The sequence below is a fragment of the Pantoea sp. MBLJ3 genome (assembly GCF_000816655.1).
Lineage (GTDB): Bacteria > Pseudomonadota > Gammaproteobacteria > Enterobacterales > Enterobacteriaceae > Pantoea > Pantoea eucalypti.
The window spans coordinates 184,854-209,938 of the sequence record NZ_JSUT01000002.1 but is presented as its reverse complement, the minus strand read 5'-3'; the positions used below and the strand labels follow the sequence as shown (position 1 = coordinate 209,938).

The window sequence follows — 25,085 nt, the reverse complement described above, 5'->3', positions numbered from 1 at the left end:
GCTCCTTATTCCAGCCACAGCAGGGTATCGCCAGGGCTGACCGGGCGGCCCGCCTGGCAGGCGATCCGCGTCACCCGACCGGCCTGCGGCGCGACTATCGCCAGCTCCATCTTCATCGCCTCGACGATAATCAGCGTCTGTCCGGCGCTGACCTCGTCGCCCGGCTGCACCAGCACTTTCCAGATGTTGCCATTGAGGTCGGCCTGCACCGCGAGTCCGCCTTCATCCACTTCACCCACGCTGTCAGGCACTTCATCTGCCGCCGGTGCGTTCTGTTCTTCCTGCGCCCATAACTGCACTTCCTGTTCAAAGGCGGTCGCCTGGCGCTGACGGAAGTCCGCAATCTCAGCGGCATGGTCGGCGAGGAACTGCTGGTGCGCGGCAAAATCAAACTGCGTCTCTTCGATGCGCAGGCTGGCGCGGCCTTCACGGAAATCTTCGCGCAGCTGGTTGAGCTCGGTTTCACTCACCGGATAGAAGCGCACCTGATCGAAGAAGCGCAGCAGCCACGGCGCATCGGCTGTGAACTGCGGATTCTTCAGGAAGGTGTTCCAGATGGGCAGCGTGCGGCCTACCAGTTGATAGCCGCCGGGCGAATCCATGCCGTAGATGCACATGTACATGCCGCCAATGCCGACCGTGCCTTCGGCGGTAAAGGTACGTGCCGGACTGTATTTGGAACTCAGCAGGCGATGGCGCGGATCGATCGGCACGGCGCAGGGCGCGCCGAGGTAAACATCGCCCAGCCCCAGCACCAGATAGCTGGCGTTGAACAGGGTGTCGCGCACCTCATCGCGGCTGCTTAAGCCATTAATGCGCTGGATAAAGTCCACGTTGTTGGGCAGCCAGGGCGCACTGGCACGCACCGTCTCCTGATAGCGGCTGACCGCACCCAGCGTGGCGCTGTCTTCAAATGCCATCGGCATCCACACCACGCGCGACGGGACTTTCAGCGTGCTGACATCGCCCAGCGTCGCTTCCAGCGCCAGCAGCAGCGACATCAGGGCGGACTGTGAAATGATGCGGCTGTCGTAGCGTACCTGCAGTGAGCGCACGCCTGGCGATAGCTCCTCAACGCCTGGCTCCGCCTGCGCCGTCAGCGCATTCATCAGCAGGTGCACGCGCAGACGCAGCGCCAGATCCAGCACGTTGTCGCCATACTCAATCAACACATATTTGTCGCCGGCCTGACGATAGACCACTTTCGGCGTGCTGACGGTGGCCTCAATGGCGGACAGAATCGTGGCGGAGCCGTGGGCAGTTTCAGCCAGTGACGGCACGGCAAAGGTCGGGGGATGTTCCGGCCGCAGGGTGTCGATCAGGTGCATCTGCGCTTTTTCCCGCGCCAGTGCATCGTCTGCGGTAATCGGGTGAAAGCGGATGGTGTCGCCCGGTTTGACCTGGCCCACTTTCCACAGCTCGGCTTTGGCGATGGTCACCGGACAGACGAAGCCGCCCAGGCTCGGGCCGTCGTGTGTCAGGATCACCGGGAAGTCGCCGGTGAAATTGACCGCGCCGATGGCATATTCACAGTCGTGAACGTTGGAGGGATGCAGGCCTGCTTCGCCACCGTTGGCGCGGGTCCAGGTCGGTTTCGGACCCACCAGCCGAACGCCGAGGCGGTTGGAGTTGTAGTGCACCTGCCAGTCGCTGGCAAAGAATTCGTCGATGGCGGCCTGGGTGAAGAAGTCCGGTGCGCCGTGCGGGCCATAAAGCACGCCGATGCGCCATTCGCTGCCGTAGTGGGGAATCAGCGTCGCATCAAGCGGCTGCGGATCGCTGACCGGGGCCGGTGTAGTGCAGGCTGCCCGTTCAGGCCGGGAGATTGCCAGCATATCGGCCACCCGCAGGGTGCGTCCGGCGTGACCGCCAAACTGGCCCAGTGAAAAGGTGCTGCGGCTGCCCAGATATTCCGGCACGTCGAAGCCGTTGCGCACCGCCAGATAGCTGCGGCAGCCCTGCCGGGCGCGTCCCAGTGCCAGGGTCTGTCCCGCTTTCACCGCCAGCGGCTGCCAGGCGCTGACCGGTTCGCCATCAAGCCGGGCGTCGCAGTCCGCACCGGTCAGCGCCAGAATAGCATCACAGTGGAAACGCAGCGTCGGCCCCTGCAGGGTGAACTCCAGGCCTGCTGCTGCCTCGTGGTTACCCACGATGCGGTTTGCCAGCCGGAACGCGAAGTCATCCATCGGGCCGGACGGCGGCACGCCGATATCCCAGTAGCCGAGGCGGCCGGGATAGTCCTGCACCGAACTGAAGGTGCCGGGTTGCAGCACTTCCACCACGGAGGCGGCAGGCACAACGCTGTCGAGATAGCGCGTCCAGACGTTGCCGCTGCGAAACGCGTCGCTGCGGGTGATCTGGCGCAGATAGTCGAGGTTGGTGGCGATGCCATGCAGCTGAGTCGCATCCAGCGCATGATGAAGTTTTTCCAGTGCCGCCTCGCGCGTGTCGGCATGCACAATCAGCTTGGCGATCATCGGGTCGTAGAAGCTGGAGACCTCGCTGCCGGTTTCGATGCCGCTGTCGACCCGCACGCCGTCAGGAAAGGTGACACCGGTTAACAGGCCGGGGCTGGGCTGAAAGTTCTTCAGCGGATCTTCCGCGTAGAGCCGCACTTCAATCGCTGCGCCCTGCGGCGCCTGCTGCAGACGTGACCAGTCCACTGCATCGCCCGCCGCCACCTGCAACATGCACTCCACCAGATCGAGGCCGGTGACGCATTCGGTGACCGGATGCTCCACCTGCAGGCGGGTGTTCACTTCGAGAAAGTAAAAGGCCTGCTGGCTGACGTCGTAGATATACTCCACGGTGCCTGCGCTGCGGTAGTTGACCTGCTCGCCAAGCCGCACCGCCGAGGCGAGCAGGGCGTCACGCGTGGCCTGCGACAGGCCGGGCGCCGGTGTTTCTTCCACCACCTTCTGATTGCGGCGCTGCAGTGAGCAGTCGCGTTCGCCCAGCGCTACCACGTTGCCTTTGCCGTCTCCAAAAATCTGCACTTCAACGTGCCGGGCGCGATCGATACAGCGTTCCAGAAATACGCCTGCATCACTGAAAAACTGCTCACCAAGACGGCGCACGCTCTCCCAGGCGCTGGCGAGCGCATCGGCGTCGGCGCAGCGCGTCAGGCCAATGCCGCCGCCGCCCGCCGTGCTTTTCAGCATCACCGGATAGCCAATCTTATCAGCTGCCTGCATTGCCTCTTCCAGCGAGGCGAGCAGGGGTGTGCCGGGCGTCATCGGCACACCCGCGCTGGCGGCCAGTTCACGAGCGCGGTGCTTCAGGCCGAACTCCCCAATCTGCTGTGCGGTGGGGCCGACAAAGGCGATACCTGCCGCATCGCAGGCGTCGGCAAACGGCTGGCTTTCGGAAAGAAATCCGTAGCCGGGCCAGATCGCCTGCGCGCCGCTCTGCTGCGCCGCCGCCAGAATTTTGTCGATGCGCAGATAGCTGTCGCTGGCCTTCTCGCCGCCCAGGGCGATGGCGATATCCGCCTGCTTAACGTGCTGCGCATTACGGTCAGCGTCTGAATAGACCGCGACGCTTTTCACGCCGAGGCGTTTCAGGGTCCGAATGGCGCGGCAGGCAATTTCGCCGCGGTTGGCAATCAGTACGGTAGTGAACATGATCAGTGACTCCCCTGTGATGCCAGCCAGTTGCGCCAGCCGCCCGTCTCAGTGATTTCCAGCGCACTCTTCAGCGCTGAGCCTTCGCAGATAAAGCCTTTAACAACGCGGCCATCGGCCAGCGTCAGGCTGCCGATCCCCAGTGGGGCCGGAATCTCCGCCACAAACTCGCCAAAACGGGCCAGCGGGATATCCCACAGCTCAACGGTGATCGCCGCTCCCTGTTCGTCACGCATCAGGCCCGGTTTTTTGATTGCACCTTCCAGCAGGGCAAAGAGGCGGTAGTGTGGCGCGGTCTTCGTCTCTTCCACCCAGACGGCATTGCGTTCGGTGAGCTGGAAATTGAGCGGCATGCCGGTGAGATGCGCGCCCACTACCGCCAGCCGGACGTGGTCAGGTGAGACAGGTAAGGTTGTGGATCGGGTCGGCCACGGCTGACCGGTCGCGCCCAGCGGCAGGGCGAGCTGCTGCTGCCAGCGAAGGCCGAATTCCGCCAGCGCCCGATCGTGCCAGGCGGGTGCAATCAGCGTGATGCCTGCCGGAAGATCGTCGTTGCGGAACGGTGCGGGCAGCGCCAGGGCAGAGAGGTCGGCGAGATTGGTGAAGTTGGTGTAGGTGCCGAACTGTGAGTTGAAGTAAATCGGCTCCTGTTTCATCTCCTCCAGGGTGTGAATGGTGGGTGAGGTCGGCACCACCAGCGCATCAAACTGTGCCAGCGTCTCCTGAATCTGACGCGTCAGTTCGGCCCGCAGATACTCCGCCTTGTAGGCGTCCACCGCGCTGTATTTCAGGCCGCTGGTGACGATCTCATGCACTACCGGGTCCATCTCCGCCGGACGGTCAAGCATCTCACCCACCGCCGCTGTGCGTTCGGCAACCCAGGGACCGTAGTAGAGCTGTTCAGCGAGCGTCCGGAACGGCGTGAAGTCGATGGGGTGCAGCGTCGCGCCGCCCGCCTGCAACGCTTCCAGTGCCTGATCCCAGGCCGCTTCAGCGGCAGCATCATCAAAAAACGCCGGGTGCGCCGGAATAGCGAAACGGGGATGACGCGGCAGGCTGGCTGGGGCGGTGCGCGGATTAATACGCGAATAGGCATCACCGGCATCGTAGCCACCCATGATACTGGCGACGCTAAACGCATCTTCTGCCGTCAGCGCAAATACCGAAATGGTGTCGTTAAGGCGACAGGCGGGCACCACGCCGCGTGCAGAGAACCAGCCCTTGGTCGGCTTGAGTCCGACGATATTATTAAAGCCCGCCGGCACGCGGCCCGATCCTGCGGTATCGGTGCCCAGTGAAAAAGCGACCAGTCCGCGCGCCAGCACCGATGCCGAGCCAGAGCTGGAGCCACCGCTGACGTAATCAGCGTCAAAGGTATTACTGACCGCGCCATAGGGCGAGCGGGTGCCGACCAGGCCGGTTGCGAACTGATCGAGGTTGGTTTTACCGATGACGACTGCGCCAGCGGCTTTCAGCCGGGCGACGGCGACCGCATCTTCGCTGGCGGTATAGGTAAACGCAGGGCAGGCGGCGCTGGTCGGCCAGCCTGCGACATCAATGTTATCTTTTACGGCGAAGGGCACACCAAACAGCGGCAGCGACGCGGGATCGCGTTCATAGTCTGCCAGCAGCGGTTCAATCTGTGCCGCTAACTGGTCAGGTGTCGCCAGATAGATCCAGGCATTATCGTGTGTGTCGAGCGCTGCCAGGTGCGCACTCAGCAGCGAACGGATCTGTTGTGGTGCCTGCTGAGTGCGCTGCTGCCAGGCGGGAAGCGTCAGGCCGAAGGTAGAAGTCATACGAAGAATTCCAGCTGGTATACAAGATGGAATTCAACAGAGCAAAGCGTGTGCCAGTTTTTAACGCAATGATTCAACAGTTTAAATCGCTGGGTAATAAGATTTACTGATGATAATTTGCACAATCACGGCGCGTACGCTGAGCGATGACGGTGCGTTAACTGTCTGTATGCGTAAATTTTGTGAAGAACATGGCAAGAGTGCGGTGGCCCGGTTAGCATGAAGACTGTCTGGCAAGTTGCCGGCCCCAGCAACAGAGGAGATTTACGTGGTGAAGTGGCGTAACTGGATGATAGGGATCTGCCTGGTCGGTTCGGCCAGCAGCGCATGGGCCGATTCGCTTGATCAACAACGGCAACGTTATCAACAAATTAAACAGGCCTGGGACAGTAACCAGATGGCCACCGTGGATCAGCTGTTGCCTACGCTACAGGACTATCCGCTCTATCCTTATCTGCAATATCGCCTGCTGGCTCAGGATCTCGATCAGGAGACCACCCTGGCCGTGCAGAACTTTATTCGCCAGTACCCGACATTGCCTCCCGCGCGATCGCTCAGCACCCGCTTTATCAACGTGCTGGCTTACCGACAGGACTGGCAGGGCGTGCTGAACTTCAGCCCGACCGAACCCAAGCCGGTGCAGGCGCGTTGCAACTGGTATTACGCCAAATGGGCCACCGGGCAGCAGCAGGCCGCGTTTGATGGCGCGAAGCAGATCTGGCTGCGTGGCACGGCGCTGCCTGCGGATTGCGATAAGCTCTTCTCGGTCTGGCAGGCGTCCGGTCAGATTTCGCCGATTACTATCCTGGAACGTATCCGGCTGGCGATGAAAGCCGGTAATGACAACCTGGTGAGCTATCTGGCGAAGACGCTGCCTGCCGATTATCAGACCATGTCTGACGCGATACAGGCCCTGCAAAAGGATCCTTTAACCGTCAGCACCTTCGCCAGTGCCGTGGGGCCAACCGACTTTACCCGTCAGGCCACCATTTACGCCTTTACGCGTGTGGCGCGGCAGGACATGGAAAATGCCCGCAGCCTGATTCCGATTCTGGTCCGGGCCCAGAAAATGGGGCCGGAAGATGAGCAGGCGCTGAAGGAGATTGTGGTCTGGCGCATGATGGGCAGCGATCTCACCTCTGAGCAGGCACGCTGGCGCGATGCAGTAGTGATGAACAGCGAGTCTACCGCGCTGGTGGAACGCCGGGTGCGGCTGGCGCTCTCTCAGCATGACCGACGCGGCCTGAACACCTGGATTGCTCGTCTGCCGCTGGAAGCCAAAGAGAAAGATGAGTGGCAGTACTGGCAGGCCGATCTGCTGTTTGAGAAAGATCGTAAAGAGGAAGCGGAAGAGATCCTGCGCAAGCTGATGAAAGAACGCGGCTTCTATCCGATGGTGGCTGCTCAGCGGCTGGGCGTAGACTATCCGTTGCAGATTGATGAAGCGCCGAAGCCTGACAGCGCCACCCTCCAGGGACCCGAGCTGGCCCGCGTTCGCGAGCTGATGTACTGGGGGCTGGATAACCTGGCCCGTAGCGAATGGAGCAATCTGATCGGCAGCCGGACGCATACGCAGCAGCAGATGCTGGCGCGCTACGCCAACGAGCAGGACTGGTGGGATCTCAGCGTGCAGGCGACTATCACCGCCAAAATGTGGGACAGCCTGAAAGAGCGTTTCCCGCTGGCGTGGCGGAGTGTCTATGAGCGAAATACCGAGGTGAAGCAGATCCCACCGAGCTATGCGATGGCGATTTCGCGTCAGGAGAGCGCCTGGAACCCGAAAGCGCGTTCGCCGGTCGGCGCCAGTGGTCTGATGCAAATTATGCCTGCCACGGCGGCGCATACCGTGAAGATGTACGATATACCTGGCTACAGCAACACCAGCCAGCTGCTTGATCCGGAAACCAATATCCAGATTGGTACGCAGTATCTGGAGTATGTCTATCAGCAGTTCGACCAGAACCGGATTTTCGCCTCAGCGGCCTATAACGCCGGGCCGGGCCGGGTGCGAAGCTGGCTGAAAACCAGCGCGGGCAATCTCGACGCCGTAGCATTTATTGAGACCATTCCGTTCTCTGAAACGCGCGGCTACGTGAAGAGTGTGCTGGCGTATGACGCCTACTATCGTTACTTCATGGGCAAGCCTGACAAGATCCTGTCAGATGCTGAGTGGAATCGTCGTTACTAGCTGTGCTAAGCTTCCGTACTCTTTAGCGAGTACGGAAGCCTCTTCATGACCCATTCTGATTCCCTCTCTACCGATGCACATCCGGCAGAAGATAGCTGGCAGCGCTTTGTCGTGCTGATGCAGCAGGCCTTTGCTGATGGCCATGCACTGCCTCTGATGCAACTGATGATGACGCCCGATGAGCGGGAAGCGTTCGGCACCCGTCTGCGGATTATCGAAGAGTTAATGAATGGCGAGATGAGCCAGCGCGAGCTGAAAAATGAGCTCGGCGTCGGCATCGCGACGATTACCCGTGGGTCTAATAGCCTGAAAGAGGCGCCGCCCGAGCTGAAACGCTGGCTGGAAGCGCGTCTGGGACGCGCCTGATTACTGTTGATAGAGCGGATGAACGAACGGGCAGAGCGCCAGAATCAGTGCCTGATGATAGACACTTGATCGGCTGAGCAGGCCGTTCGTAAACGCCCCGATTGCGCCACCCTTGTGTTTGATATTGTCGATGCCGGTTAATCGCGCCATCTCTTCGCCGAGTTCACGGCCTTCACGCAGACCCGCCAGCACCACCGGAGGCAGGGTGAAACTGGCCGAGCGCGACTCGCCACGCTGTTTCTGATTTTCCACCACCATCCAGGCAAATGCGCTGTCATCTTCGATGCCCGCCTCAATGGCGACCCAGAATGCCGCTTCTGGTCGGACCTGCCGGGCATTCATCACGCGCTGACGTGCGCCAGTTCGCGTTTCGAGATGGGTTAACGGTTGTGCAGCAACGCCGCTATCGACCTCGACCCCTTCAATATGGCAGGATCCCTCGCCGAAAACGTCGCTGAAAGCCTGAGCAATCGCGTGAATCTTCGCTGGGTTGGTTGTGGCTGCGACAACATGGTACATAATTGATTAAACCCTCAGATGATTAAGCGCCTGACCCATCCGGCTGTTTTCGTTGTCATTCTGAACCCGGGCTGTGCTGACAACCCTCACGTACTGCGTGTACGCCGGATTGTTCCGCGCTGCCTGTGTCTGGAATGTCTGCAACAATGACGTTTGATGGAACAGGGTCTAAAGCGATTTTTGTCGCAGTATAACGGAAACTAACATGCTACAGGTCTATCTTGTTCGTCACGGTGAAACGGTATGGAATGCGGAACGCCGTATTCAGGGTCAGTCCGACAGTCCGCTGACGGAAAAAGGTGAGCAACAAGCCTGGCAGGTGGGTGAGCGCGTGAAGCATTTGGGCATCACGCACATTATTGCCAGCGATCTGGGGCGCACGCGTCGCACCGCCGAGATTATCGCAGATGCCTGCGGTTGCTCAGTGACGCTTGATGCGCGCTTGCGTGAACTGAATATGGGTGTGCTGGAGAAGCGTCCGCTGGATGGCTTAACGACGGAAGAGGAGCAGTGGCGCGCTGCACTGGTCAACGGGACCGAAGGTGGCCGTATCCCTGAAGGAGAGTCGATGACGGAGATGGCGACGCGCATGCACGCCGCGCTGAATGCCTGTCTCGATCTGCCTGCCGGAAGCCGTCCGCTGCTGGTCAGCCACGGTATGGCGCTCGGGTCTCTGGTCAGTACAATTCTGGGTTTGCCCGCCTATGCGGAACGTCGCCTGCGCCTGCGTAACTGCTCTATTTCACGTGTGGATTATCAGCAGAGCGCCTGGCTGGCAGAAGGCTGGATTGTAGAGACGGCGGGGGATATTTCCCATCTGGATGCGCCTGCGCTCGACGAGCTGCAACGCTGATTGCTTAAGGCTGCCGTCACGATGACGACAGCCTTAAACTTAGCTGGCTTCAGCCTGCTGGCGGCGAATCGGAATCAGATATTCGCAACGGATCTCAGTCGGTGGCTCACTGCGCTTTTTACCGCCATGGGTATAAAAGCGTTCGATATCCTGCCCTTCACGGCGGGTCAGCCCCAGCGTTGGCATGCAGGTACCGTAAAGCAGCAGGATAAATTCCTGCAAATTGACACGCGGACCGTTAAAGGTGAACTGCACATAGTCGCCACCTTCCAGAATAACCTTCTGGCCAGAATGCAGGTTCACCGCGCTGTCAGCAGGCACCGCAGTGGTATAAAGAATCTCCTGCTCGTCATCTTTGTCCTGGCTGGCACGCACCTGATGCAGGCCATACAGCACCGGCGGAATCGTGTCCGTTTCCAGCAGGAACTGCTTCCAGAAGTGCATTCGCATTTCATCGCGGTAGCTGGAAATCTGCTCCAGAATACAGGTGTAGTTCTGGGTTTGTCCCACCAGCACCGTTTCCGGCAGGCTGACGAAAGCCGGTTCCGGCTGCGTCTCATCATCCAGGCGAATCGGGGGACGGATACCGAATGAATTCCATTCGGAAGAGCGACGATACCAGGCCGGTGTCTGTGCAAACTGTTTTTTGAATGCACGCGTAAAAGTCTGTTGTGAATCAAAACGATACTGCAGTGCGATGTCCAGGATCGGGCGACTGGTCAGGCGCAGCGCCACGGCGGCTTTAGACAAACGACGGGCACGGATATAGGCGCCGATTGCGTGCCCGGTCACGTCTTTGAACATCCTTTGCAGATGCCACTTAGAGTAACCCGCTTTCTGGGCAACATTGTCCAGTGAAAGGGGTTGATCCAGATGGCTCTCCAGCCAGACAAGCAAATCGCGAATGATACCGGCTTGGTCCATAAAACATCCTCTACTCTGGTGGTGCAGCTAAACGCATTCGAAGAATATTAGCACTCATTGCTCAAAAGACGTGGGACGTTTCTCGGGGAAGGTTGTGCTAAATCAGTACGGGCTAAAACCCGTTTTGGTTTGGTCATTGTATCGATTAACAGTACATTACATTCTCATCTATTCCATTTGCAATGGTAACTCCATGACAATATCCCGACTTATGATCGCTGCGCTGACTACGCTGACCTTTTCCAGCCCGCTTTTTGCCGAACAGATTGGCTCTGTTGATACGGTCTTCAAGATATTCGGGCCTGACCACAAGATTATTGTTGAAGCTTTCGATGACCCGGACGTTAAAAATGTAACCTGCTATATCAGCCGGGCAAAAACCGGGGGAATCAAAGGCGGATTGGGGCTGGCAGAGGATACCTCTGATGCCGCCATTTCCTGTCAGCAGGTCGGTCCGGTTGAAGTGAGTGATAAAATTGCACAGGGCAAAGCAGAGGGGGAAGTGGTATTTCGCCAGCGCACCTCTTTAATCTTTAAGAAGCTGCAGGTTGTCCGCTTCTACGACAAAAAGCGCAATGCGCTGGTCTATCTGACCTATTCCGATAAAGTGGTTGATGGCTCACCGAAAAATGCGCTCAGCGCCGTGCCGATTATGCCGTGGCACTGATAATGTTGTGGCATTCATAATGCCGTGGCACTGAACATAAAAAAACGCCCCAGGAGGCGTTTTTTTATTTGCTGCATCTGACAACCACTTACTCGTGCAGGTCGCCGCAGAAGCGATAACCTTCACCATGAATGGTGGCGATGATCTCTGGCGTATCCGGCGTGGATTCGAAATGCTTACGGATGCGACGAATGGTGACATCGACGGTGCGATCGTGCGGCTTGAGGTCGCGGCCGGTCATTTTCTTCAGCAGGTCGGCACGGGTCTGAATTTTGCCCGGATTTTCGCAGAAGTGCAGCATGGCGCGAAACTCACTACGTGGCAGTTTATACTGCTCGCCGTTTGGATTGATCAGAGAGCGGCTATTAATATCCAGCTCCCAGCCATTGAATTTATAGCTTTCTACCTGACGGCGCTCTTCCCCTGGCATAGCCAGATTCATGGTGCGCGACAGCAGGTTACGGGCACGAATAGTCAGCTCACGCGGGTTAAACGGTTTGGTGATGTAATCATCAGCGCCAATTTCCAGACCGAGGATTTTATCGACTTCGTTGTCACGGCCGGTCAGAAACATCAGGGCGACATTGGCCTGCTCACGCAGTTCACGGGCCAGCAACAGACCGTTTTTGCCAGGCAGGTTGATGTCCATGATGACCAGGTTAACGTCATTGTCGGTCAGCACCTGATGCATTTCAGCACCATCAGTCGCCTCATACACCACATAACCTTCCGCCTCAAAAATACTCTTGAGGGTATTACGCGTGACCAGTTCGTCTTCAACGATAAGAATGTGCGGGGTCTGCATGTTTAGCTACCTAAAATTTGCCAACAAATTGAAAACAGGGCGTACAGCGGTATGGCGTTCTCCATCATCGAGAGCGGCGGGCCGCGCAGAACCGTTGTACGAAATCATATTTTGATAAGCCATCTATCAACGTCAACAACAGTATTAGCTCAGCCAGTCAGGATGAAAATTGCATGCCCCGGGCGTTAATGATAATGGCGCATATCCTAACTGTATTAACAGCAACCTAACAGCACCAACTACAACCGATAAGCATAAAAACAACGCTTCGTTGACTTATATCAAATGCAATTGTAGCACGTTAACACTTTTGTGAAAAACTTCTCGCAGAATGCCTGTTTAGCTCACAAAAAGCATCATTTTCGTTACATTTTTAACTCATGCAGGCCAGAATTGAACCGGCTGGAAATCACATTTTATCTTATTGAATTTAAATGGATAAATAACGTTTTTTTTAATAAAACGCCTTCTGCCCATAAAAAGGTTCAGGCCATCAGTTTTAACCAGTTTTAACATCATTAATCCACAATTTTCTTATTACCTTCTGGCACCTGAATCTTTAAGAGCCATGTTAATATGACGTTAGATAAATTGACCAATGGATTAAATATGCTTTTCCCACTGATTCTCGTCTCGCCTGCGCGGTCAGAAAACATCGGCGCTGCGGCGCGTGCCATGAAAACCATGGGGTTCAGCCAGCTGCGCATCGTGGCCAGCGACGCCTGGCAGGATCCTGCTGCGCGGCGTGTGGCACATGGTGCTGGCGACATTCTTGATAACATTCAGACCTTTGCTACCCTGGCTGACGCGTTAGCGGATATCGATTTTTCTGTCGCAACCACTGCGCGCAGCCGGGCAAAGTTTCGTTACTACGCCACACCTGAACAGGTTGAAACGCAACTGCTGGAGAAGCGTCAGTGGGTCAACAGTATGGCGCTGGTATTTGGCCGCGAAGACAGCGGGCTGACTAACGAAGAGCTGGAACAGGTCGACCTGCTGACGGGCATCCCGATGGCGAATGACTATCCTTCACTGAATCTCGGTCAGGCGGTGATGGTCTATTGCTATCAACTCTCGACGCTGAATCAGGTTGAGGCGCCTGTTGCGTCTGCCGCCGATGGTCAGCAGTTACAGGCGCTGCGCCAGCGATTCCATCAGCTGCTGGCGCAACTGGAGGTCAGTGATGATGAGAAGCTGTCAGACTGGATCGATCAGCGGGTAGGTCTGCTGGAACAGCGCGACAGTGCGATGCTGCACCGTCTGCTGCACGATATTGAAAAAAAACTCACAGATAAATCCTCGGCAAAAAGCTGATTTTACAGCAACAGATCGCAGAGGATTTCTGCATGGCAAACGATCGCATAGCGTTTTACGGTTTCAGCGGTGGCTGTGCGCAGTGGTTGAAATCTGTCCACCGGACAAATCGGGTTGACTTAACGTGCGCTTTGCTTTACTTCTGGACGCAAGACGGACAGACAAAAACAGACAGACCATAAATCTAAATGCGTAAAATCAGCCTGAACACCACAATTATTACCACCACCATTACCACAGGTAACGGTGCGGGCTGACGCATACAGGAAAAACAGAAAAAAAGCCCGCACCTAACCAGTGCGGGCTTTTTTTTCGGCTTAAATTCAGGAGAGTTTATATCATGCGAGTGCTGAAATTCGGCGGGACCTCGGTAGCGAATGCGGAACGTTTTCTTCGCGTCGCTGACATTCTGGAAAGTAATGCGCAACAAGGACAGGTTGCAACCGTGCTCTCTGCGCCAGCAAAGATCACTAACCATCTGGTGGCGATGATTGAAAAAACCATCAGTGGTCAGGACGCTCTGCCGAATATCAGCGACGCCGAACGCATTTTCAGCGAGCTGCTGCAGGGACTGGCTGATGCACAACCGGGCTTTGAGTTTGATCGACTCAAAACCCGCGTTGACCTTGAGTTTGCGCAGTTAAAACAGGTTCTGCACGGTATCAGCCTGCTGGGACAGTGCCCGGACAGCGTGAACGCAGCGATTATCTGTCGCGGAGAAAAACTCTCGATTGCGATCATGGAAGCGCTGCTGCAGGCACGCGGCCATGAGGTCAGCGTGATCGACCCGGTGGAGAAATTGCTGGCAATTGGCCACTACCTGGAATCCACAGTTGATATTGCCGAGTCGACCCGCCGCATCGAAGCCAGTCAAATTCCACCGCAAAACATGATCCTGATGGCGGGTTTTACGGCCGGTAATGAGCGTGGCGAGCTGGTGGTGCTGGGCCGCAACGGTTCAGACTATTCAGCCGCTGTGCTGGCCGCCTGTCTGCGCGCCGACTGCTGTGAAATCTGGACCGATGTAGATGGCGTCTATACCTGCGATCCGCGTCAGGTGCCGGATGCGCGTCTGCTGAAGTCGATGTCCTATCAGGAGGCGATGGAGCTCTCCTACTTCGGTGCCAAAGTGCTGCATCCCCGCACCATCGCGCCGATTGCCCAGTTCCAGATCCCTTGCCTGATCAAAAATACCGCCAATCCACAGGCACCCGGCACCCTGATTGGTGCCGAAGGCGAGCCGGATGAAAGCCCGGTAAAAGGCATCACTAACCTGAATAATATGGCGATGGTGAACGTCTCCGGTCCCGGCATGAAAGGGATGGTCGGAATGGCGGCCAGAGTCTTTGCGGCCATGTCGCGTACCGGCATCTCTGTCGTGCTGATCACCCAATCCTCTTCCGAATACAGCATCAGTTTCTGCGTGCCGCAGAGCGAGCTGGCGCGGGCGCGTCATGTGCTGGAAGAAGAGTTCTATCTGGAGCTGAAAGATGGCCTGCTCGATCCGCTGGATATCATTGAAAACCTGGCGGTGATCTCGGTAGTGGGTGATGGCATGCGCACCCTGCGCGGCATCTCAGCAAAATTTTTCTCGGCACTGGCACGCGCCAACATCAATATCGTGGCGATTGCGCAGGGCTCCTCTGAGCGTTCTATCTCGGTCGTGGTGAACAATGACGAAGTGATCACCGGCGTGCGCGTGGTGCATCAGATGCTGTTCGCCACCGATCAGGTAATCGAAGTGTTTGTGGTGGGTGTCGGCGGAGTCGGTGGTGCGCTGCTGGATCAGTTGCATCGCCAGCAGGCGTGGCTGAAGAAAAAGCATATCGACCTGCGTGTGTGCGGTATCGCTAACTCGCAGGCGTTGTTAACCCACGTTCACGGTATTGATTTAAGCAACTGGCAGTCGGCATTAGCCGAAGCCAAAGAGCCCTTTAACCTGGGCCGTCTGACCCGTCTGGTAAAAGAGTATCATCTGCTCAATCCGGTGATTGTGGATTGCACCTCCAGCCAGGCCGTTGCCGATCAGTATGCTGACTTCCTCAGCGAAGGCTTCCATGTGGTGACGCCGAACAAAAAGGCCAACACGTCATCCTGGAATTACTATCAGCAGATGCGTGCCGCCGCCGCCAAATCGCGTCGAAAATTCCTTTACGATACCAACGTCGGTGCCGGACTGCCGGTGATCGAAAACCTGCAGAACCTGATGAACGCGGGTGATGAACTGCTGCGTTTCTCCGGCATCCTCTCTGGCTCACTGTCGTTTATCTTCGGCAAGCTGGATGAAGGCGTTTCGCTGTCGCAGGCGACAAACATGGCGCGTGAGATGGGCTTCACCGAGCCCGATCCGCGTGACGATCTGGCTGGCACTGATGTGGCGCGTAAGCTGCTGATCCTGGCGCGTGAAGCGGGTCATCAGCTTGAGATGAGTGATATTGAGATCGAGCCGCTGCTGCCCGCCAGTCTGACCGAAATTCAGGATGTTGAGCAGTTTATGCAGCGTCTGCCCGAGCTGGATAACGCCTTTGCCGATCGCGTTGCACAAGCGCAGAATGAGGGCAAAGTCCTGCGCTACGTGGGCGTGATCGAAGAGGGTGGCGTCTGTAAAGTGAAGGTCGACGCCGTTGACGGCAACGATCCGCTCTATAAAGTGAAAAACGGCGAGAATGCCCTGGCGTTTTACAGCCGTTACTATCAACCGATTCCGCTGGTGCTGCGTGGATACGGTGCAGGAAATGATGTCACAGCGGCCGGTGTTTTTGCCGATCTGCTGCGTACGCTGTCATGGAAGTTGGGAGTTTAATCATGGTAAAAATTTACGCACCGGCCTCGATTGGCAACGTCAGCGTCGGCTTCGATGTGCTGGGCGCGGCGGTGTCGCCGGTCGATGGCTCCCTGCTGGGTGACTGTGTCTCTGTGGAAGCAGCTGAGCAGTTTTCTCTGACCAACGCCGGACGTTTTGTCAGCAAGCTGCCCGCCGATCCGAAAGAGAATATTGTCTATCAGTGCTGGCAGCTTTTCTGCGAGACGGTGGGCAAAGCGATCCCGGTGGCGATGACTCTGGAGAAGAATATGCCCATCGGCTCCGGTCTGGGTTCCAGCGCCTGCTCGGTAGTGGCCGGTTTAATGGCGATGAACGAATTCTGCGGCAAGCCACTCAGCGACAGCACATTGCTGACGCTGATGGGCGAGCTGGAAGGGCGGATCTCCGGCAGCGTGCATTATGATAATGTTGCTCCCTGCTTCCTCGGTGGCATTCAGCTGATGCTGCAGGAAAATGAGATTATCAGCCAGGCGGTGCCGGGCTTTGACGACTGGCTGTGGGTGATGGCCTATCCGGGCATCAAAGTTTCAACCGCAGAAGCGCGCGCTATTTTACCGGCGCAATACCGTAAAGAGGACTGTATCAAACATGGCCGTTTGCTGGCCGGCTTCATTCACGCCTGTCATACGCGTCAGCCGCAGCTGGCAGCTAAACTGATGCAGGATGTGATTGCAGAACCCTACCGGACCCGACTGCTGCCTGGCTTCGCCGAGGCGCGGCAGGCCGCGAAAGATATTGGCGCACTGGCGTGCGGTATCTCAGGCTCTGGTCCGACACTTTTCGCCGTTTGCAATCAGATGGAAACGGCACAGCGGATGGCTAACTGGCTGAGCCAGCACTATCTGCAGAATGATGAAGGCTTCGTCCATATCTGCCGTCTCGACACGGCTGGCGCACGACAATTGGGATAACGCATGAAACTCTACAATCTTAAGGATCACAACGAGCAGGTCAGCTTCGCCCAGGCGGTGAAACAGGGGCTGGGTTCGCAGCAGGGTCTGTTCTTTCCGCTGGAACTGCCAGAGTTTGAACTGACCGACATCGACGCGATGCTGGAGATGGATTTTGTCAGCCGCAGCAGCAAAATTCTCTCGGCTTTCATTGGTGACGAGATTCCAGCCCAGCAGCTGCAGGAGCGTGTTAAAGCCGCTTTTGCCTTCCCGGCCCCGGTAAAAGCTGTCAGCGAAGATATCGCCTGTCTGGAGCTGTTCCACGGCCCGACACTGGCATTTAAAGATTTCGGCGGCCGTTTTATGGCGCAGATGCTGTCGTATGTTTCAGGCTCTGATGAGCAGATCACGATTCTGACCGCCACCTCTGGTGATACCGGTGCGGCTGTGGCGCACGCGTTCTACGGCATGAAGAACGTGCGTGTGGTGATCCTCTATCCGCAGGGCAAAATCAGTCCGCTGCAGGAGAAACTCTTCTGTACGCTGGGCGGCAACATCGAAACCATCGCTATCGACGGCGACTTTGATGCCTGCCAGTCGCTGGTCAAACAGGCGTTCGATGATGAAGCGCTGAAGCGGGCGATTGGCCTGAACTCGGCTAACTCCATCAACATCAGCCGCCTGCTGGCGCAGATTTGCTACTACTTTGAGGCGGTCGCACAGCTGCCACAGGAAAAACGCAATCAGCTGGTGGTCTCTGTGCCGAGCGGCAACTTTGGTGATTTGACGGCCGGTCTGCTGGCGAAATCACTGGGCCTGCCCATCAAACGCTTTATCGCTGCCACGAATGCTAACGATACGGTGCCGCGCTTCCTCGGCAACGGCGAGTGGCAGCCTAACCAGACGGTCTCTACGCTGTCGAACGCCATGGATGTCAGCCAGCCTAACAACTGGCCACGTGTGGAAGAGCTATTCCGCCGTAAAACCTGGCGCTTAACCGATCTCGCCTGTGGTGCGGTTTCTGATGAGACCACGCGTGCTGCCATGCGTGAACTGGCGGAGATTGGCTACGTTTCCGAGCCACATGCTGCCATCGCCTGGCGTCTGCTGCGCGATCAGCTGCAGGAAGGCGAATACGGTCTGTTCCTCGGCACTGCGCATCCGGCGAAATTCCGCGAAAGCGTGGAAGCGATTCTTGAGCAGACCCTGACGCTGCCGCCGGAGTTAGCAGAGCGCGCCGATCTGCCGCTGCTGTCACATCAGATGAAAGGTGACTTCGCCTCGCTGCGGGCGTTCCTGCTGAAGTAATGCGGTGAAAGGCTTCCCGGTTGCGGGAAGCCTGTTTATGGCAGGTAGAGTGCGTGGGTGTTACTGCTCTGCGCGCTTAAAGACCAGTTCGCTCTCGCTGCTGCTGATCGCATCAAAACGATAGCCATCCACATCAAACGCCTTAAGCTGTTCCGGCGTTGTCAGACGCTGCTGAATCACATAGCGACTCATCAATCCACGCGCCTTTTTAGCATAGAAGCTAATGACTTTGTAGCTGCCATTTTTCTCGTCGAGGAACACCGGCTTAATCATCTGTGCCTGCAGTTTCTTCGGCTTAACCGCCCTGAAATATTCGTCTGACGCGAGGTTGATCAGTACCTTATCACCCTGTTCCACCAGTGCGGCATTCAATGTTTCAGTGATGAGATCGCCCCAGAAGGTGTAGAGATCTTTACCCGCCGGATTCGCCAGACGAATGCCCATCTCCAGCCGGTAAGGCTGCATGAGATCGAGCGGACGCAGCACGCCATACAGGCCCGACAACATGCGCAGATGCTGCTGAGCAAAATCGAAATCCTGTTCGCTGAAGGTGTCGGCCTGCAAACCGGTATAGACATCACCTTTAAACGCCAGGATAGCCTGACGGGCATTCTGAGGTGAGAAGTCGGGGTGCCAGCTGTTAAAGCGATCGGCATTGAGGTGCGCCAGTTTGTCACTGATGCCCATTAACGAGGCGATGCTGGCGGGTGACAGATCGCGCGCAATCTCAATCAGCTGTTGTGACTTTTCTAACAGCGCAGGCTGGGTGAAACGCGTTGTCGCCAGCGGGCTTTCATAATCCAGCGTCTTGGCAGGAGAGATCACCATCAACATAGTTGCTTCCTCGGTTAATGCCTGGTTTAACAGGGCATTGGCGGCTTATCAGGCTTCGCAGTGTACCAAAAAAGCCGCAAAGAATGACGAATCACTCCTATTTGTTCGCGCTATCGTAAACGGCATTCCCTGACCTTGCGCCACCGTTGACGCGTGATATTATCGCAACAGCTTTTTTCACACTGACAGTTAACTAAGAGAAAAGAACATGACGGACAAACTTACCTCCCTGCGTCAGCTTACTACCGTAGTCGCCGACACCGGTGACATTGCAGCCATGAAGCTGTATCAGCCACAAGACGCCACCACCAACCCTTCTCTGATTCTCAACGCCGCACAAATCCCTGAATACCGTAAACTGATCGATGAAGCGATTAGCTGGGCGCGTGAGCAGAGCAGCAACAAAGAAGAGCAGCTGCAGCTGGTTTCTGACAAGCTGGCCGTTAACATTGGTCTGGAAATTCTGAAACTGATCCCAGGCCGCATCTCGACTGAAGTCGATGCGCGTCTCTCTTACGACACAGAAGGCAGCATCGCGAAAGCCCGCAGCCTGATCAAACTCTACAATGATGCCGGTATCAGCAATGACCGCATCCTGATCAAACTGGCGTCTACCTGGCAGGGCATCCGTGCTGCAGAGCAGCTGGAAAAAGAGGGTATCAACTGTAACCTGACTCTGCTGTTCTCCTTTGCTCAGGCGCGTGCCTGTGCCGAAGCGGGCGTGTTCCTGATCTCTCCGTTTGTTGGCCGTATCCTCGACTGGTATAAAGCGAACACCGATAAGAAAGAGTATGCCGCGCACGAAGATCCAGGCGTGGTTTCAGTTTCTGAAATCTACAACTACTACAAGCAGCACGGCTATGAAACCGTCGTGATGGGCGCGAGCTTCCGTAACGTCGGCGAAATCATTGAGCTGGCTGGCTGTGACCGTCTGACCATTTCTCCTGCGCTGCTGAAAGAGCTGGCAGAGAGCGAAGGCACCCTGGAGCGTAAACTGAGCTACAGCGGCGAAGTGAAAGCGCGTCCGGCCCGCATGACCGAGTCTGAGTTCCTGTGGCAGCACAACCAGGATCCTATGGCCGTTGCGAAGCTGGCAGAAGGTATCCGCAACTTTGCCGTTGATCAGGGCAAACTTGAGAAGATGCTGGCAGAACTGCTGTAACCGGCTGACCGTGGCGGCGCAGGCTGCCACGGTTTTCCCTTTTCCGACCCTTTCACTTTATATTATCCTCTCTGCTATTCCCCTTTTACTCCACCGCACCGCGGTAAATCACAGCGAAGCTAATCATGAATACATTACGCATTGGCCTGATCTCGGTCTCCGATCGCGCCGCGAACGGCATCTATCAGGATGAGGGGATTCCCGCGCTGGAGAGCTGGCTGAGTCGCGCACTCAGCAGCCCGTTTGAGATTGAGTCCCGCCTGGTGCCTGACGAGCAGCCGATGATTGAGCACGCGATCTGCGAGCTGGTCGATGAGCGCTTTTGCCACCTGGTATTAACCACTGGCGGCACCGGTCCGGCCCGGCGCGATGTGACGCCGGATGCCACCTTAGCCGTTGCCGATCGGGAAATGCCGGGTTTTGGTGAGCAGATGCGCCAGATCAGCCTGCAGTTTGTGCCGACCGCGATTCTGTCGCGTCAGGTTGGGGTAATTCGCAAACAGTCGCTGATCCTCAACCTTCCGGGTCAGCCGAAGTCGATCAAAGAGACGCTGGAAGGGCTGAAGGATGAGCAGGGCAACGTAAAAGTGCACGGCATTTTTGCTTCCGTACCCTATTGTTTACAGCTGCTGGAAGGGCCTTATGTCGAAACGCATCGCGAGGTCGTAGCAGCATTTCGCCCTAAAAGCGCGATACGTGAGATAAATAACTAAATATTCCCCATTTCAGGCATAAGCTACAGCCTGGCTGGTGTGGCAAAAGATTGACGGTATAGTAAGGCTATCTTTACAACGTTCTCTCTTTGCCTCTGGAATATTATGAATCCGACTCACACACAGCGTCTGACCGGTAAGGATTACAAAACCCTGGCGCTGGCCGCGCTCGGCGGCGCGCTGGAATTCTACGACTTCATCATTTTTGTCTTCTTCGCCACGGTGATTGGCGAACTCTTCTTCCCCGCAGATATTCCGGAGTGGCTGCGACAGCTGCAGACGTTTGCCATTTTTGCCGCAGGCTATCTGGCACGTCCGCTGGGCGGCATTGTGATGGCGCATTTTGGCGATAAACTCGGGCGCAAGAAGATGTTCAGCCTGAGTATTCTGCTGATGGCGCTGCCAACCTTAATGATGGGCGCTTTACCCACCTGGCAGACGATTGGGATTGCAGCGCCACTGCTGATGTTGCTGATGCGAATGTTACAGGGCGCGGCGATTGGCGGAGAGGTGCCCGGCGCGTGGGTGTTTGTCGCTGAACACGTGCCTTATAAACGTATCGGCATCGCCTGTGGCACACTGACGGCCGGGCTGACCATCGGCATTTTACTGGGGTCGCTGGTGGCGACACTGATCAATACCTCGATGTCGCAGCAGGCCATTCATGACGGCGGCTGGCGTATTCCATTCTTCCTGGGCGGCGTATTTGGGTTGCTCGCGATGTTCCTGCGCCGCTGGCTGCATGAAACACCGGTCTTCATTGAGATGCAGCAGCGCAAAGCGCTGGCTGAAACCCTGCCGCTGAAAACCGTGCTGGCGGAGCACAAAAAATCGATTGTGATCTCCATGCTGCTGACCTGGCTGCTCTCCGCCTGCATCGTCGTGGTGATCCTGATGTCGCCGGTCTGGCTGCAGAAGCAGCAGGGCATCGCGCCCGCACTGACTCTGCAGGCCAACAGCATTGCCACCGTAATGCTCTGCATTGGCTGCATTATTGCCGGACTCGCTGCGGATCGCTTTGGTGCCAGTCGTACCCTGTGTGTCGGCAGCCTGCTGCTGGCGATCTGTAGCTGGCAGTTTTATCACCTGAGCGCCCTCTATCCGCAGCAGCTCTTCCTGCTCTATGGCGTGGCGGGGCTCAGCGTCGGTATCGTCGGCGTGGTGCCGTTTGTGATGGTGCGCGCCTTTCCGGCAGAGGTGCGTTTTACCGGACTCTCATTCTCCTACAATCTTTCCTACGCGATCTTTGGCGGCCTGACACCGATCCTGGTGTCGCTGCTGATGAATGTCTCCGTGATGGCACCGTGCTGGTATGTGATGGCGCTGGCGCTGGTGGGATTGCTGACAGGGATCTGGCTGCGGCGTGATGTCAGCCATGAGCCGGGACTGAATCAGGGGATTAAGTCGTTGTAAAGTAAGAACGCGGAGCCAGGATCCGCGTTTTTTTATGGCTGAAAATATGCTTAACGTATTTTTGCGCCAATCGGCAAAAGGGTGCGGCCAAAGGTTTCATTCAGCACCTCGCCCATCGCCAGATAGCAGGCGCTGGCACCACAGATGATCCCGACCCAGCCCGCAGAGACCACCAGCGCAGGCAGGTGCATGAGATGAGCCACGGCCAGCAGCAGAAACAGCAGCGTAAGCGAGCCGAAAACAAACTGCAGCATCCGCGTACCTTTTAGGGTGCCGATAAACATGAACAGCGTGAAGATGCCCCACAGTGCCAGCCAGACACCCAGGAAGCGTTCATCAGGCGCGTTTGCCAGACCCATTTGCGGTAACAGCAGGATCGCCACGAAGCTTAACCAGAACATGCCGTATGAGGTAAAAGCCGTCAGCCCAAAGGTATTGTTCTTCTTAAACTCCAGCAGACCGGCCAGCACCTGCGCGATCCCGCCATAAAAAATCCCCATCGCTAAAATTGCGACATCCAGGGCAAACAGGCCCGTGTTGTGCAGGTTCAGCAAAATGGTTGTCATGCCAAAACCCATCAATCCCAGCGGGGCAGGGTTAGCCAGCGTTGAATTCGCCATAATTCCTCGGCAGTGAAAGAGTGTTGATTACATAAACGGATTCCATCCTGCTCCCCGGGAGGAGCAAGGGGACGCATCATATTCAGCGTTGTGTCAGCGTTCTTTGATCCCGGCAGGGCCAGCGATAAAAAATTTTTTTTGGTTTAACCCTTGATGCGCATCGAAGCGGCCCCATTTACTTGTCATCGAGCGTTGTGAACGTTGGAAAAAAAGCATGTGCTGGCAGGTTGAATGCAAACAACTCGCCCACATAAAAGGTTCACAACCCAAATTGGCAACGAATTTAAGTGGGAGATGTTTAGATGGGTAAGATTATTGGTATTGACCTGGGTACAACCAACTCTTGTGTTGCGATCATGGATGGCACCAAAGCACGCGTGCTGGAAAATGCCGAGGGCGATCGCACCACGCCTTCAATTATTGCGTATACACAGGATGGCGAAATTCTGGTCGGTCAACCGGCTAAACGTCAGGCAGTGACCAACCCGCAGAATACCCTGTTCGCAATTAAGCGTCTGATCGGTCGTCGCTTCCAGGACGAAGAAGTACAGCGTGACATTAAAATCATGCCGTACAAAATCACCGGCGCTGACAACGGCGACGCATGGCTGGAAGTAAAAGGTCAGAGAATGGCACCTCCGCAGATCTCTGCTGAAGTGCTGAAGAAAATGAAAAAGACCGCCGAAGATTACCTCGGTGAGCCAGTGACTGAAGCGGTTATTACCGTACCGGCCTACTTCAACGATGCGCAGCGTCAGGCGACCAAAGATGCCGGCCGTATCGCAGGTCTGGAAGTCAAACGTATCATTAACGAACCGACTGCTGCAGCACTGGCATACGGTCTGGATAAAGGCCAGGGCAACCGCACCATCGCGGTTTATGACCTGGGTGGCGGTACCTTCGATATCTCAATCATCGAGATCGACGAAGTTGACGGCGAAAAAACCTTTGAAGTTCTGGCGACCAACGGTGATACCCACCTGGGTGGTGAAGACTTCGATAGCCGCCTGATTAACTATCTGGTTGCTGAATTCAAAAAAGACCAGGGTATTGATCTGCACAACGATCCACTGGCGATGCAGCGTCTGAAAGAAGCCGCAGAGAAAGCAAAAATCGAGCTTTCTTCTGCACAGCAGACCGACGTTAACCTGCCATACATCACGGCAGATGCGACCGGTCCTAAGCACCTGAACATCAAAGTGACCCGTTCTAAACTGGAATCACTGGTTGAAGATCTGGTTGCACGCTCAATCGCGCCTCTGAAAGTTGCGCTGCAGGATGCCGGCCTGTCTGTTTCAGACATCAACGACGTTATCCTGGTCGGTGGTCAGACACGTATGCCACTGGTTCAGGCCAAAGTGACTGAGTTCTTCGGTAAAGAGCCACGTAAAGACGTGAACCCGGACGAAGCGGTTGCTGTGGGTGCTGCGGTTCAGGGTGGTGTACTGGGTGGCGACGTGAAAGACGTGCTGCTGCTGGACGTTACCCCGCTGTCACTGGGTATCGAAACGATGGGTGGCGTGATGACCTCGCTGATCAGCAAGAACACCACCATCCCAACCAAGCACAGCCAGGTCTTCTCGACGGCTGAAGATAACCAGTCAGCCGTGACCATTCACGTGCTGCAGGGTGAGCGTAAGCGTGCCAATGACAACAAGTCACTGGGCCAGTTCAACCTCGACGGTATCCAGAATGCGCCACGCGGTATGCCGCAGATCGAAGTGACCTTCGACATCGATGCCGACGGTATCCTGCACGTATCAGCGAAAGACAAGAACAGCGGTAAAGAGCAGAAAATCACCATCAAAGCCTCTTCAGGTCTGAGCGATGATGAGATCCAGAAAATGGTGCGTGATGCGGAAGCGAATGCTGAATCTGACCGTAAGTTCGAAGAGCTGGTTCAGACGCGTAACCAGGGTGACCAGATTGCCCACAGCACGCGTAAGCAGCTGGAAGAAGCAGGCGACAAACTGTCAGCTGATGACAAAGCGCCAATCGAAGCCGCACTGGCCGCGCTGGAAACTGCGCTGAAAGGCGAAGACAAAGCGGAAATCGACGCCAAAATGCAGGCGCTGATGGAAGTGTCTGGCAAACTGATGGAAGCAGCACAGCAGTCTCAGGCGGGTGCAGCAGATGCCGGTGACGCGTCAGCGAAGAAAGATGACGACGTTGTCGATGCTGAATTCGAAGAAGTGAAAGACAACAAGAAATAATTGCCCCTGACCGGGCGCGACGGTTGGCCTGACAGCCGTTGAAACCAGCA

Annotated in this window: 20 protein-coding genes and 1 other annotated feature; of the genes, 13 read left to right on the top strand and 7 right to left on the bottom strand. The window is 56.5% G+C overall.

The window, feature by feature from the left end; genetic code table 11:
• Positions 1 to 5: 5 nt before the first annotated feature.
• Complete coding sequence (uca, locus tag NP77_RS01940; protein WP_039658818.1) at positions 6 to 3,623, bottom strand: urea carboxylase; 3,618 nt, start codon at positions 3,621 to 3,623, stop codon at positions 6 to 8.
• A 2-nt stretch (positions 3,624 to 3,625) separates the two neighbouring features.
• The gene (atzF, locus tag NP77_RS01935) at positions 3,626 to 5,422 is read right to left on the bottom strand and encodes an allophanate hydrolase (RefSeq protein WP_003854868.1); all 1,797 of its coding nucleotides are present in this window, start codon (positions 5,420 to 5,422) and stop codon (positions 3,626 to 3,628) included.
• Positions 5,423 to 5,690: 268 nt separating this feature from the next.
• Here atzF and sltY point away from each other — a divergent pair, with 268 nt between their 5' ends.
• Both sltY and trpR read left to right on the top strand, forming a co-directional pair.
• Positions 5,691 to 7,610: a murein transglycosylase gene (gene sltY / locus NP77_RS01930; RefSeq protein ID WP_003854865.1), complete on the top strand. Its 1,920-nt coding sequence runs from the start codon at positions 5,691 to 5,693 to the stop codon at positions 7,608 to 7,610.
• Between the two features lie 45 nt (positions 7,611 to 7,655).
• Positions 7,656 to 7,976, top strand: coding sequence for a trp operon repressor (gene trpR, locus NP77_RS01925; protein WP_003854864.1), 321 nt, complete (start codon positions 7,656 to 7,658; stop codon positions 7,974 to 7,976).
• On the opposite strand, the gene yjjX is transcribed toward trpR, so the two are convergent.
• Positions 7,977 to 8,495 carry an inosine/xanthosine triphosphatase gene (yjjX, locus tag NP77_RS01920; RefSeq protein WP_008925545.1) on the bottom strand — a complete coding sequence of 173 codons (519 nt, stop codon included), beginning with the start codon at positions 8,493 to 8,495 and terminating at the stop codon, positions 7,977 to 7,979. It abuts the gene before it with no gap.
• 205 nt (positions 8,496 to 8,700) lie between these two features.
• Here yjjX and gpmB point away from each other — a divergent pair, with 205 nt between their 5' ends.
• On the top strand, positions 8,701 to 9,348 hold the full coding sequence (gene gpmB / locus NP77_RS01915) for a 2,3-diphosphoglycerate-dependent phosphoglycerate mutase GpmB (protein ID WP_003854857.1): 648 nt from the start codon (positions 8,701 to 8,703) through the stop codon (positions 9,346 to 9,348).
• Between the two features lie 39 nt (positions 9,349 to 9,387).
• Here gpmB and robA read toward each other — a convergent pair whose 3' ends face one another.
• Positions 9,388 to 10,272 (bottom strand): MDR efflux pump AcrAB transcriptional activator RobA, encoded by an 885-nt coding sequence (gene robA, locus NP77_RS01910; RefSeq protein ID WP_003854854.1) that lies wholly within the window; start codon positions 10,270 to 10,272, stop codon positions 9,388 to 9,390.
• A 193-nt stretch (positions 10,273 to 10,465) separates the two neighbouring features.
• On the opposite strand from robA, the gene creA reads away from it, so the two are divergent.
• Positions 10,466 to 10,939 carry a protein CreA gene (gene creA, locus NP77_RS01905; RefSeq protein WP_033743110.1) on the top strand — a complete coding sequence of 158 codons (474 nt, stop codon included), beginning with the start codon at positions 10,466 to 10,468 and terminating at the stop codon, positions 10,937 to 10,939.
• An 88-nt stretch (positions 10,940 to 11,027) separates the two neighbouring features.
• Here the strand turns inward: creA and arcA are convergent, their stop codons facing one another.
• On the bottom strand, positions 11,028 to 11,744 hold the full coding sequence (arcA, locus tag NP77_RS01900; protein ID WP_003854852.1) for a two-component system response regulator ArcA: 717 nt from the start codon (positions 11,742 to 11,744) through the stop codon (positions 11,028 to 11,030).
• Between the two features lie 609 nt (positions 11,745 to 12,353).
• On the opposite strand from arcA, the gene NP77_RS01895 reads away from it, so the two are divergent.
• The 5 genes from NP77_RS01895 to thrC all read left to right on the top strand — a co-directional run bounded on the left by NP77_RS01895 (position 12,354) and on the right by thrC (position 18,080).
• Positions 12,354 to 13,058 carry a tRNA/rRNA methyltransferase gene (locus tag NP77_RS01895; RefSeq protein ID WP_039658814.1) on the top strand — a complete coding sequence of 235 codons (705 nt, stop codon included), beginning with the start codon at positions 12,354 to 12,356 and terminating at the stop codon, positions 13,056 to 13,058.
• 188 nt (positions 13,059 to 13,246) lie between these two features.
• The gene (gene thrL, locus NP77_RS22720) at positions 13,247 to 13,315 is read left to right on the top strand and encodes a thr operon leader peptide (RefSeq protein WP_071591720.1); all 69 of its coding nucleotides are present in this window, start codon (positions 13,247 to 13,249) and stop codon (positions 13,313 to 13,315) included.
• Positions 13,254 to 13,372 (top strand) — a sequence feature (Thr leader region). Its footprint overlaps the gene before it by 62 nt.
• A 26-nt stretch (positions 13,373 to 13,398) precedes the next feature.
• On the top strand, positions 13,399 to 15,861 hold the full coding sequence (thrA, locus tag NP77_RS01890; RefSeq protein ID WP_008925548.1) for a bifunctional aspartate kinase/homoserine dehydrogenase I: 2,463 nt from the start codon (positions 13,399 to 13,401) through the stop codon (positions 15,859 to 15,861).
• Positions 15,862 to 15,863: 2 nt separating this feature from the next.
• Positions 15,864 to 16,793: a homoserine kinase gene (gene thrB, locus NP77_RS01885; RefSeq protein ID WP_039658813.1), complete on the top strand. Its 930-nt coding sequence runs from the start codon at positions 15,864 to 15,866 to the stop codon at positions 16,791 to 16,793.
• A gap of 3 nt (positions 16,794 to 16,796) precedes the next feature.
• A complete protein-coding gene (gene thrC / locus NP77_RS01880; RefSeq protein ID WP_039658812.1) occupies positions 16,797 to 18,080 on the top strand; it encodes a threonine synthase in 1,284 nt (427 codons plus the stop codon).
• A gap of 60 nt (positions 18,081 to 18,140) precedes the next feature.
• Here thrC and yaaA read toward each other — a convergent pair whose 3' ends face one another.
• Complete coding sequence (gene yaaA, locus NP77_RS01875; RefSeq protein WP_039658810.1) at positions 18,141 to 18,914, bottom strand: peroxide stress protein YaaA; 774 nt, start codon at positions 18,912 to 18,914, stop codon at positions 18,141 to 18,143.
• Positions 18,915 to 19,122: 208 nt separating this feature from the next.
• Between yaaA and tal the strand changes: the two genes are divergently transcribed.
• The 3 genes from tal to NP77_RS01860 all read left to right on the top strand — a co-directional run bounded on the left by tal (position 19,123) and on the right by NP77_RS01860 (position 22,202).
• Positions 19,123 to 20,076 carry a transaldolase gene (gene tal, locus NP77_RS01870; protein WP_003854842.1) on the top strand — a complete coding sequence of 318 codons (954 nt, stop codon included), beginning with the start codon at positions 19,123 to 19,125 and terminating at the stop codon, positions 20,074 to 20,076.
• 125 nt (positions 20,077 to 20,201) lie between these two features.
• Positions 20,202 to 20,789 (top strand): molybdopterin adenylyltransferase, encoded by a 588-nt coding sequence (gene mog / locus NP77_RS01865; RefSeq protein ID WP_039658809.1) that lies wholly within the window; start codon positions 20,202 to 20,204, stop codon positions 20,787 to 20,789.
• Between the two features lie 105 nt (positions 20,790 to 20,894).
• The gene (locus NP77_RS01860) at positions 20,895 to 22,202 is read left to right on the top strand and encodes an MFS transporter (RefSeq protein WP_039658808.1); all 1,308 of its coding nucleotides are present in this window, start codon (positions 20,895 to 20,897) and stop codon (positions 22,200 to 22,202) included.
• A gap of 50 nt (positions 22,203 to 22,252) precedes the next feature.
• On the opposite strand, the gene satP is transcribed toward NP77_RS01860, so the two are convergent.
• Positions 22,253 to 22,822 (bottom strand): acetate uptake transporter, encoded by a 570-nt coding sequence (gene satP / locus NP77_RS01855; protein ID WP_008925552.1) that lies wholly within the window; start codon positions 22,820 to 22,822, stop codon positions 22,253 to 22,255.
• A gap of 302 nt (positions 22,823 to 23,124) precedes the next feature.
• Between satP and dnaK the strand changes: the two genes are divergently transcribed.
• Positions 23,125 to 25,035: a molecular chaperone DnaK gene (gene dnaK / locus NP77_RS01850; protein ID WP_003854836.1), complete on the top strand. Its 1,911-nt coding sequence runs from the start codon at positions 23,125 to 23,127 to the stop codon at positions 25,033 to 25,035.
• Positions 25,036 to 25,085 lie beyond the last annotated feature (50 nt).